Annotated in this window: 6 protein-coding genes; all 6 read right to left on the reverse strand. The window is 43.0% G+C overall.

Going from position 1 to position 11,311, the window contains the following annotated elements; genetic code table 11:
- Window positions 1-205: 205 nt before the first annotated feature.
- Entirely contained in the window at window positions 206-721 is a 516-nt protein-coding gene (locus QUB12_RS26605) for a DUF1499 domain-containing protein (RefSeq protein ID WP_333309168.1), read from the reverse strand.
- Window positions 722-789: 68 nt separating this feature from the next.
- Complete coding sequence (locus tag QUB12_RS26610) at window positions 790-2,445, reverse strand: adenylate/guanylate cyclase domain-containing protein (RefSeq protein ID WP_333309170.1); 1,656 nt, start codon at window positions 2,443-2,445, stop codon at window positions 790-792.
- Window positions 2,420-4,990, reverse strand: a complete 2,571-nt coding sequence (locus tag QUB12_RS26615; protein ID WP_333309172.1) for a response regulator — start codon at window positions 4,988-4,990, stop codon at window positions 2,420-2,422. The genes QUB12_RS26610 and QUB12_RS26615 overlap by 26 nt, the downstream gene beginning before the upstream one ends.
- Entirely contained in the window at window positions 4,987-5,379 is a 393-nt protein-coding gene (locus tag QUB12_RS26620; RefSeq protein WP_333143472.1) for a response regulator, read from the reverse strand. The genes QUB12_RS26615 and QUB12_RS26620 overlap by 4 nt, the downstream gene beginning before the upstream one ends.
- A 352-nt stretch (window positions 5,380-5,731) precedes the next feature.
- Window positions 5,732-7,156, reverse strand: a complete 1,425-nt coding sequence (locus tag QUB12_RS26625; protein ID WP_333309174.1) for a response regulator — start codon at window positions 7,154-7,156, stop codon at window positions 5,732-5,734.
- 7 nt (window positions 7,157-7,163) lie between these two features.
- The gene (locus tag QUB12_RS26630) at window positions 7,164-11,108 is read right to left on the reverse strand and encodes a PAS domain S-box protein (RefSeq protein ID WP_333143470.1); all 3,945 of its coding nucleotides are present in this window, start codon (window positions 11,106-11,108) and stop codon (window positions 7,164-7,166) included.
- Window positions 11,109-11,311: the final 203 nt, after the last annotated feature.

The raw sequence follows: 11,311 nt of genomic DNA on the forward strand, positions 1-11,311 counted from the left end.
TTGTAGGGGTAGCGCCCCCGTGCCTACCCCCTCCACGGATGAAGGGAAATCATCGTTTTGTAGGGGTAGCGCCCCCGTGCCTACCCCCTCCACAGACGAGGGAATCCGTGTTTCAAATATCGGGGCAACCACGGGGGGTTTGCCCCTACGGATAATCAAACCGCCCTGCAGGAGAGGGGCTTGCGGAAAGCTAGAAATTTTCAGTTCAGAGTTGATTGAATTGAGTTCTGATAGCTTCTATCCGTTTGCGGTTAACTCCCAAATCCGACTCTCCCAGACGCGAAGCCGATCGCACATGGATGACTTTTGCTGCATCATCTACCAAAAATTCAACGTCATCAACAAACCCCATCAAAGCACTGGTGAACTCGGCATAGAGGTAATTATCAGTTGCCGTGATAATTTTAGTTTTTCCATAGGAGTCGATCGCCCCTTTGAGCTTTGCCATCGCTTCACTCTGGGACGAAGTGTATGCCAAAGGCTCAATTTTGTGTTCGGCATCTTGACTGAAGCTGCTGACGCAGTTGGGGGAACTCGGACACGCTGCGAGTTTTCCTGACACAATCCCGATATTGGCAGGTCTGGTTCCAGCAAACATGGTTTTTTCTCCGGGTATAGCGATAAAAGTAGCGATCGACAGTACCGCTACTGCTAGCAGTGATATTAAAATAACCAGGACTCTTTTCAATGCTGTCGGCGATTTTGTTTCAACTGTTTGCAAAGGATTAGCCCTCCAGAAAGTGCAAATTAAATCTAATTTTAATATTAATTGAAATTGACCTCGAAAAATCACAAAGATTTACTTTTTTCTTCAATTAACCAGTAAGTCAGCATTCTTCCTTTACCTTTAATGGGGATATAGCCTCGTTCTTCCAAAACAAACTGCTCTTTCAAACGCTCGTAAGTTGCCAGGGTCACTTGAATTTTACCAGGCAATCCATTCGACTCCATGCGTGAAGCAACATTAACAGTATCCCCCCACAAATCATAGCTAAATTTGCTAATACCAATAATTCCCGCCACCACCGAACCGCTGTGAATTCCGATCCGCAATTGAAAACTTTCTCCCATTTTGGCATTAAACCTCCTCAAAGCTGCCTGCATCTCCAAAGCTAAAAGTGCGATCGCCGAGGAGTGATCCTCCTGCGGCGTCGGCAAACCCCCAACCACCATGTAAGCATCCCCAATAGTCTTAATCTTTTCCAACCCGTGCAACTCAGACAACCTATCAAACTCCGAGAAAATCCCGTTCAAAATTTCCACCAACTGCGTCGGAGTTTTGTGAGCCGAAAACTCTGTAAAACCCACCAAATCAGCAAACAATACGCTCACATCATCAAAATGATCGGCTATCAACTTTCGCTCTTTTTGCAAGCGATCCGCAATAGGTTTCGGTAAAATATTCAGCAGCAATTTCTCTGTTTGTCCTTGCTGCAGTTTCAGCGCTGCTTCAGCTTGTTTTCGCTGAATCAACGAACCAAGCTGCGTAGCAACGGCGCTCACTAATTCCAACAAGCGCGGCTGACATTTCAGGACTTTTTCGCGATAAAAAATCAAAATAGCTAACACTTGATTGTCCGCCACAATTGGCACCCCAAAAGCCGCTTTCAATCCCACATTCCGCGCAATTTCCGCTCGTAAAAAAACTTGTTCCGGTGCAGTAGAAACATCCTCGATCCATTCTGACTGCTGGGACTGCCAAATCCTACCTGGGAGTCCCACACCTGGAGCAAAAGTCAACTGCCAACTTGTTTGTCGGAATTGGGCAAAACTCAAGTCACTGACGTACCTGCCTGTAGCGCATTTTAAAAAGCCCTCACTGCAAGGAATCCAAGCTTCGCCCAGATTCCATTCAATAGTTTGGCAAATTAAACCTAAAATCACATCTATAGCCGACTCAAAATCCTCAGATTTGCTAATAGCTTGAGTCGCCTGCAGCAGCAATCTCGTCTCCATTTCAACCTGGCGGCGTTCGGCGATTTCCTGGTGTAACTGGACGTTTTGAGCGGTCAATTTTTGATTTTTTTCTTGCAATTGGATTTGCAATGAACGCACAGTAAGTTGATTGCTCACTCGCGCCAATACTTCTTTCACCTGAAAAGGCTTTGTGATATAATCTGCTCCGCCCACTTCAAAAGCTTTTGCTTTATTTATTCCTTCTTCTAGGGCGCTGAGAAAAATGATGGGGATTTCCCTAAATTGCGATGCTTTTAATTTTTTACATAGTTCGTAGCCGTCAATATCCGGCATCATAATATCGAGTAAAATTAAATCGGGTGCGCTAGATTGAATAGCATCTAACGCCGCAAAACCATTAGTAACCGGGCGAACTTTATAGCCAGTTTTTTGCAAAATTCTAATCAACAAACGCAGATTATCTGGCGTATCGTCAACTACTAAAATATCGGCTTGATAGTTTTCAGTTTGTTCCGCCTTCATCTGCATGATCTGATTCCTCCGCCTCGGCAATTAAATTGAGAATTTTCTGGTAATCAAAATTATCGAGATGACCCTGGAGAATTTCCGCCAATTCAGGATGAGGCTCCCTTATTTCGTCGATTGTCCTGACAATTAAGTCAAAATCAGCACTGCGGATTACCTGCTTCATGTTGTCTATCCATTCTGCAGGAAGTCTAGGTAAATAAGCAAGCGCAGCATTAGGGAGCGAGCCCGATAAATTATTTCGATCGCCTATTGAGATCAAGTCCGTTGAGTTAGAGTAGACATACTTCACCCCCAAATGTTTGGTGAGGGTATCAAATATATCTATTTTGCGGAAAGGTTTGCTAATAAAATCGTCGCAGCCGACCAATAAAGCAAACGCTTGCCTTCCTTCAATTGTACTAGCTGTCAAAGCAATAATCTTTGGAATCGGGGAGTCGGGATGGGAAATATTCATTTCGCCCTTTCCTTGCTGCTCTTGCTCTCTCTGCTTGATTTTGGCCTTAATTTGTTTAGTAGCTTCGTAGCCGTCCATCACTGGCATTCGCACATCCATCAAAATTAAGTGCGGATGCCAATTTTCCCACATTTCTATGGCTTCCTGGCCGTTGGTGGCTTGTTCCACCCCGAAACCTAAAGGAGAAAGCATTTTTACTAAAAGTTGGCGGTTGTCTTCGCGATCGTCCACAATTAAAATCCGGTAGCACGGTTGATTGGGTTCCAACCCAGTAACTTCGCGCTTAAGTTGCGGATCAGGAATATCGGCAGCATAAACCGCACCGACAGGAATTTCAAATTTAAAAGTCGTGCCGAGTTCCAGTTGACTTTCTACGACAATTTCTCCTCCCATCAGGCGGACAAATTGACGGCTGAGCTTCAATCCTAAACCCGTGCCTTTCTGAATTTTTTGACCGGAAGCGGTTTGCACAAAAGCCTTAAAAATATCGCCCAATTCTTCGGGAGCAATGCCAACTCCTGTATCTTCAATTTCAAAGAGAAGGAAAAAATCCGGCACTGTTGAATCATCAGCCTCATCGCTCCATTCAACCTGTACAAACTCACTGCTAGTTCTCGAAAAATCCCGAATAGTTCTTGTGGTATCAAAGCAAGCTGTGGGACTCTCCAATAAATCCAGAAATCCCGATCTTTCTAACTTTATAACTCTTAAGATGATGTCGCCTGTTTGCGTAAACTTAATCGCATTACTCAGAAGATTAATCAGCACTTGCCGCAGTTTAATATCATCGGTACGCACGTACTGAGGAACGTCAGCATCGCGCTGGAAATGCAACTGCAATTCTTCATTATGTACCCGCAGTTGAAACATATCTTGCAAATCGTCAAGCAAGCGGTAGAGGTCAAAATTTTTCGGGTTGAGTGTCATCCGCCCCGCTTCGATTTTTGACAAATCTAAGACTTCATTGATCAAGGTGAGCAAATGTTCGCCACTACGCCGAATAATTCTCATATTTTCTCGGTTTTCGACAGTAAGATCCGGGCTGGGTTCCATGATTTGTGCAAAGCCGAGTATAGAATTGAGAGGGGTGCGTAACTCGTGGCTCATATTGGCAATAAACGTGCTTTTAGCTTTGTTTGCTGCTTCAGCAGCTAAGGCGGCTTGTTGCAGTTGTTCTGTGCGTTCGTCAATTTGGGCTTCTAAGGTGTGGTGGTAATCTGCTACTATTTTTTCGGCTTGTTTGCGATCGCTAATATCTTGAAAAGCTGCGATCGCATAAACAATATTTCCGCTAGCGTCAAAAATCGGCGTGGTATTGATCTCGATCGCAATTCTTTTGCCATCTTGACGGATTTCTACATCGTCAACCTTAACAGATTCTCCTTTGAGAGCCCGCAAAATTGGCAGATTATCCGGCGGGTAAAGCTCATCAGTATTGGCAACATAAAGTTGATAAGTGGCAGCTAATTGTTCCGCAGTGCTTTCCGGGATAGTGTCTGCACCCAGCAAATCCCGCGCTGCCTGGTTGAAATAGGCGATCGAGCCATCGGGATGATAAACAGATACCCCCACTGGCAAAGCTTCTAAAAATTGACTCAGGCGGCTTTCACTCGCCGACAGGGCCTCATTTACTAGCTTTAACTCCTCGTTTACTTCTTGGCGCTTATGAATTTCATCTGTTAACTTTTGATCTTGCAAATAACTGTGAACTGCTTCTACAACCGTTAATTTCAAGTCTTCATTTTGCCAAGGTTTAGGAATATAACGGTACAATTTCGCATACTTAATAGCATTACTAAGGGCTTCCAAATCTGCTTGCCCAGTTAGCATAATAGTCAGCGTCTCCGGCGAGCTTTCGTGAATTCTTCTGAGCAGTTCATCCCCTTTAATATCCGGCATGATATAATCGGAAAGCACCAAAGCAATCTCGTATTCATCTGCCTGCAAATCTGCCAGCAACTCTAAAGCATCAGCCCCCCCTTCAGCGGTTTCAATTATACACCGATCGCCGATCGCCTTTTTCAGTTCAATCTTTAAACTGTTCAAAACGTCAGGTTCATCATCAATACAAACAATCACAGGTTTTTTCATAACTTAGCCAGCCCAGATTTTATAGTCTCTATTAAGTCTTTGCTTTGCCAGGGTTTGTACAAACAACAGTATAAATCTGCTTCTTCTACTGCCCGCTGAACTGCCGCTGCATCCGCTTGACCCGTCAACATCACCTTAATAATTTTAGGATATTTTTGGTGAACTTTAATTAAAAGTTCGTCACCTTTAATTCCCGGCATCAGCCAATCAGAAACAACCACAATCACCTGAGCTTCTTCTTGAAACTCCTCAAGTAGATCTAAAGCTTCATCACCACTTTCAGCTAATTCATAAAAGTAATCATTCTTAAATTCATTTTTTAGCTGGATCTTGAGAGTATTCAAGATATCTGGTTCATCATCAACGCAAAGAATTATAGGCTTATTCATCTTTTGCTCTCTGCTTAAATTTTAGTAGGTTTACCGACATGACTTGCTTTTACGTTATAGATTTCGGGCAAAGATGCAGGATATCTGTCCCCTATCTTATTTTAATAGGACTTCCGAAGATAAACCCGGTTTCTCCTAATAAATCTTGTATTTGTCAACGAGACAGCAACGAGTGTCAATCGATTTTAGATTTTAGATTTTAGATTAAAGAATTGAAGCATTGACCCCACGGATAAATTCGGGCGTTTGTTTATCGGATACAGGTTTTTTATTTCTGGACGGATGAATCCGGGGGCTTGCATCCTGGATGCTTTCCGTCAGAGGGAATCAGCCTCCTGCAGGTAAGTTTTGTTTAATAAATTGGCAGCGAGACTGTAAAAGTTGTCTGCCCCGGTACAGAATCTACAGCAATTGTGCCTTCGTGTTTTTCCACAATTTTTCTCACAATATCCAATCCCAAACCGCTACCTTCGCCCGCCGATTTAGTCGTAAAAAATGGCTGAAAAATTTTGGGAATAACTTCTGAGGGAATACCTTTACCGTTATCAGTAAACTTGAGTAAAATATTTGCTTCTTGCTGCCGAGTTTCAATCGTCAAAATACCTTTATAATCCATTGCTTGCAGGGCATTATGAACGAGATTCGTCCAAACTTGATTTAAGTCATCGGGATAGCACATAATTTGGGGTAAATCTCCATAATTTTTAACTACTTCTATACCGTGTTTCAGTTGATTTTGATAAAGAGTTAACACCGTTTCAATGCCCTCGTGCAAGTTCGCCTGGACTTTTTCTGGTTGGCTATCAAAATGAGCGTAAGTTTTTAATGCAAATACAACTTTCCCAGACTTCGCTGTCGCTCTTTGGATCAGGCTAATACTTTTTTTAAAGCTCGCAAACTGGTAGGCACTATTTAAAACTACTTCGCAATCCGGCGATTTAAAAAGCGGCAAGAACTCTTTGATGTTTTCGTAGATTTCCATGTCAACTAAAGTATCCGCAATTTCATCAGATTTTTCAACCGATTCTGCCATCAAATCCCCCCTCAACTGCTGCTTAAATTTCCGTTTCTCTCTGCTTGTGAATAAAACTTCTTGATGGGTGGCTCTGTACAGTAAAGCTAAAAAATAAGCTTTGCTTTCCTCAGAAAGTTCTTGATAAATTTGAAGAAAATTTTCTAAAAACTCGTCGGAAAAATTAGATATATTATTAACAGAAGAACCGATAATGCCCAGGGGGGTATTGATTTCGTGGGCAATGCCGGCAATCAGTTGTCCCAGGGCTGCCATTTTTTCCGATTGGATCAAATGCTCTTGGGTGGCTTGCAGTTGGTGGATCGCCGTTGCTAAATCTTGATTTTTTTCTTGCAAAGTTTGTTGCAGTGAACAAATTTTTAAATGAGTTTCTATCCGGGCTAAAACTTCTTCAACCTGAAACGGTTTAGTAATAAAGTCAACTCCGCCAACTCCAAAAGCTTTAACTTTATCCAGCACGTCATTGATCGCACTAATAAAAATAACAGGAATGTCTTTTGTAATTTCAGAAGCTTTGAGTTGCTGGCAAACTTGATAGCCGTCCATTTCCGGCATCATAATATCCAGCAGCACTAGATCCGGGGGTATTTTTTGAGCCGCAGACAATGCTAGCTTGCCATTGGGTACCGGGCGAACTTGATAGCCTTTTTCGCTCAAAATTCCTGCCAGCAGCCGCAGGTTTTCTGGCGTATCGTCCACTACTAAAATATTAGCTCGATTGGTTTTAGGGGAAGTTGAAGTCATCGGGTATTTACTGTTTGTCGCTGAGTTCGATTATGTTCAAAATTCTGTCATATTCAAAATTATTAATGCAATCTTGAAGCTTGCCCGCAAGAGAGGGATTGACAGTGCCGATTTGTGCGATCGAAGTGGCGATCGCCTCCATGTCCACACTCAAAATACTTTGCTTGAATAGGGCCATCCAGTCTGGAGAAAGAGAAGCGAAAGCCTGCGGTGTCAGCACCTCCTGACTTGACTCCTCTACACCTCCGGCACTTACTGCGGTTGGATCTTCATAAATATAGCGTACTCCTAAATGTTTTCCCATTGCCACAAAGATATCCTCCTCGCGGAACGGTTTCCGCATAAAATCATCGCAACCCGCCGAAAGAATCACCGCCCGTTCTTCCTCCAAAACGCTAGCAGTTAGGGCCACAATCGCCGTTGCTTGCCCGCCAGTTGTAGTTTTAATCTGTTTCGTTGCCTCATAGCCGTCCATCACAGGCATTCTCATGTCCATCCAAATCAGATGCGGTTCCCACTCCATAAAAATATCAACCGCTTCTTTACCGTTATTCGCTTCTCTCAACTCAAATCCGAGTGGACTGAGAAGTTTTACCAACAGTTGGCGGTTCAAAGGTTTGTCGTCCACAATTAGCAAGCGATAACTCGGCTGATTCGGTTCGAGGGCAACAACTCGGCGTTGAGTTTTTTTGCTTTCAATATCACTAGCTTCAACCAGATGAACTTGAATGTCAAACTGAAATACTGCACCCTTTCCGATCTCGCTGCTAACAGTAATTTCACCTCCCATTAATTGCACGAACTGGCGGCTAATAGCTAAACCTAAACCCGTTCCTTCCTGAGAATCTTTACCTGTTTTCGTCTGCACGAATGCTTCAAACAACTGATGGATTTCCTCAGCAGCAATGCCTGCACCAGTATCTTGAACTTCAAAATGCAGCCAGTAGCGGCCCGGCAATTGGTCAGTGCTGTTTTTATGTATATTCCGTTTTCCTCCTTTGACTTGCATCGACACTCCCCCTTCTGAAGTAAATTTAATTGCATTATTGAGCAAATTAATTAAAACTTGGCGCAATTTAACTTCATCAGTACAAATGTAATGGGGAACTTCTGCGTCTCTGTCGAAGATTAATTGCAAACCTTTTTGCTCAGCTTTGAGAGCAAACATATCTTCTAAATCGTCTATGACTTGGTACAAATCGAAGCTTTTTTCATTAATCGTCGTGCGTCCTGCTTCGATTTTTGACAAGTCTAAAACTTGGTTAATTAAAGCCAGTAAATGTTCCCCACTCCGCAGGATAATTGCAACATCTTCTTGATTTTCCTGAGACAACGTTTTACTGCGGATCATGACTTGAGCAAAGCCGATGACCGCGTTCAGGGGCGATCGTAATTCGTGGCTCATATTGGCGAGAAAGGTACTCTTCGCTTTGTTTGCCGCTTCGGCCGCTTCTTTCGCCTGCTGCAGTTTGATTTCCGCTTGTTTGTTATCAGTAATATCTTTAATAAAACCTTCGTAGTAAAGTAGATTTCCTGCTTCATCGCAGGCAGCGCGACAATTTTCCGAAATCCAGATTATACTGCCATCTTTGCGGGAAATTTCCGATTCAAAGTTTGATAGTATCCCGTACTCGTTCATCAGCGCTGCAAATTCTTCGCGACGGTTGGGTTTCACGTAAAGCTGGTTATGGAAATTCGGCTGTGCTGCTATTAATTCTGCAGGCGAGTCGTAACCGTAGATGTTAGCTAAAGCGGGGTTAGCGCTGATATATTTCCCGTCAATAGCAGTTTGAAAAATTCCATTCAAAGCATTTTCATAAATGTTGCGGTACTTTTCTTCTGCTTCCCGGAGGGCAGTTTCTGCTTTTTGGCGCTCGGTAATATCGCTAGAAATCGACAAGAAACAAGCTTCTCCGTCAATATCGATGGTTTCTATCGACAGCAGTGCCGTTCTTTCTGTACCACTTTTATTGCGAAACCTCAGCTCATAGTTGTGAAGAGCCGTCTTATTCTTTAACATTTGAATCATGCGATCGCGCTCTCCCAAACTCGCCCAGAAATTGAGTTCAACCGCTGTTTTTCCAATAATTTCTTCGTGACTGTAACCCATCATTCGACAAAAGCTCTCATTGGCTTCTATGTGGCGACCATCGCTAATTCTAGTCAGGGTAATCGCATTAGGACTTAAACGAAAAGCTTTAGAAAACTTTTCTTTTGCCTTGGCAAGATCGGCGGTACGTTCTGCAACTTGCACTGCTAAATTGTCGTTGTATTCCTTTAATACTTTCTCCGCTAGTTTGCGTTCTGTAATATCTTGAAAAGCGCACATCGCGTAGATAATATTTCCTTGAGCGTCATAAATAGGAGTTCCCCAAACTTGCAGGGGAACAGTTTTGTCAGTCGAGGAGATTTCAATATCATCAACAGTTACACTTTTACCCTGCAAAGCATTTAAAATTGGGTCGCGTTCCGCCGGATAAATTTCCTGAGTACCCGCTAAATAAACTCGGTAGGATTGACGTAAACTTTCGGAATTTGTTGGTACAATTCCTTGAGATAAAAGTTGCTCTCCGGTAGGATTAATGTAGTAAGGTTGACCGTTGGGATCTGCAATAAAAATCCCTAGCGGTACTGCATTGAAAAATTGTTTTACTCGGTTTTCGCTTTCCGAGAGAGAAGTAAATGAATGCTGCAATTGCTCGGCCATGCTGTTAAAAGCAGTGGCAAGTTCTCCGAGTTCATCTTCGCGATTCAGAGTGAGTTTTGTATCCCATTCATTCCGGGCCAAAGCTTTCGCCGCCGCATTTAATCTTAAAATCGGCTGAACAACCCATTTAGCAGTAAGAATCCCCAGGATTGTCGCCCCCATCAATGCTGCAAGCGACAGTAAAAAAGTCGTGCGCGTGTTGAGGTTAATTTGCTCCATAAAGTCAGACTCTGGTACAACTACTACAATCAGCCAATCCAACCCTCGATCGTCTTTAAAAGGAGCTACCTGAATAAAATTTCGCTGGCCATCAACATCAAAAGTAAGTTGTTGAGAATTATTAATTTTAGCTAAGCTATCGTAGGATTTCTCTAAATGTTGTGCAGTTTGGCGAATTACCGGATTCTCGCTTTCTGAAGCTTTAATACGTCTGGTTTCTTTACCTTCCACCACGAATTCTGGACTCGAGGTTGAAGTAGCAATTAACATCCCCGATCGCTCCATCACAAAAGTTTGCCCCGACTTGCCAATTTTGAGGCTGACGAGAAATTCTTTGATTCGGGAAAAGAGCAAATCGCTACCAGCTACTCCTAACAATTTGCCAGCGTCGTCGTAGATAGGCAAAGCAGCAGTAATTGCCAGTTCCCTCGTCAAAAAATCCGTATAAATTGGAGTCCAAATAGGTTTTTTGCTCGCAGCGGCAGCTATGTACCAAGGGCGAGTTCGCGGGTCGTAAATATTGGGTGAAATTTGCACTAATTGAACGCGGTTTCCCTGAGAGTCCGCAGTATATCGAGCTAACTTATTGCCAGTAGAGCTGTCAGCAGCCGATATCAAAATCCCATTTTTAGTGCGGATTGCTCCAGAGTGTTCTCCATTTTCTTTGCCTGTGTAAATGATGCTGATAGAATCAAAATATTGAATTTGTTCGAGAAAATGATGTTCGAGTTTTTGCTTTTCTTCTAGGTTCAACTGCCCCAATTTTATGCCTTGAACGTTCAGGTGATTGACAATGTGGGGAATTGACATATAATTTTCCATGCGGTCTTTGATGCGATCGCTAATTTCTTCTCGCAACTGAGCGGCAACATCGTTGACTGCCCGCTGACCGTTTTGGAAAGATAGCCAACCTACAACTCCAACCGTACCGACAATTTGCACTAAAAAAGGAACCACGAGCACCGTTTGTAATGGAACTTTGCCGATAATTTTTGTAACCAAACGATTGAGGGGTTTAGGAAACATATTCGTCCTAAAAGTAATTTAAATTGGTAGTTGAAATTAGTAGATTTTATAATCTTAGAGGGAGAGACCAGCGAGTCATATCAAATCCGGTTAATCATATCACTTCCGGTTGCACTCATACATGATTGTTGACTGTTGACTGTTGACTGTTGACTGTTGACTGTTGACTGTTGACTGTTGACTGTTGACTGTTGACTGTTGAC

It is taken from the genome of Microcoleus sp. B7-D4 (genome assembly GCF_036705125.1).
In the GTDB taxonomy this organism is placed as follows: Bacteria; Cyanobacteriota; Cyanobacteriia; order Cyanobacteriales; family Microcoleaceae; genus Microcoleus.

Coding starts and splice junctions, on each gene's coding strand:
- QUB12_RS26630 (WP_333143470.1), bottom strand. CDS start 11,108: ATGTTTCCTAAACCCCTCAATCGTTTGGTTACAAAAATTATCGGCAAA.
- QUB12_RS26620 (WP_333143472.1), bottom strand. CDS start 5,379: ATGAATAAGCCTATAATTCTTTGCGTTGATGATGAACCAGATATCTTG.
- QUB12_RS26625 (WP_333309174.1), bottom strand. CDS start 7,156: ATGACTTCAACTTCCCCTAAAACCAATCGAGCTAATATTTTAGTAGTG.
- QUB12_RS26615 (WP_333309172.1), bottom strand. CDS start 4,990: ATGAAAAAACCTGTGATTGTTTGTATTGATGATGAACCTGACGTTTTG.
- QUB12_RS26610 (WP_333309170.1), bottom strand. CDS start 2,445: ATGCAGATGAAGGCGGAACAAACTGAAAACTATCAAGCCGATATTTTA.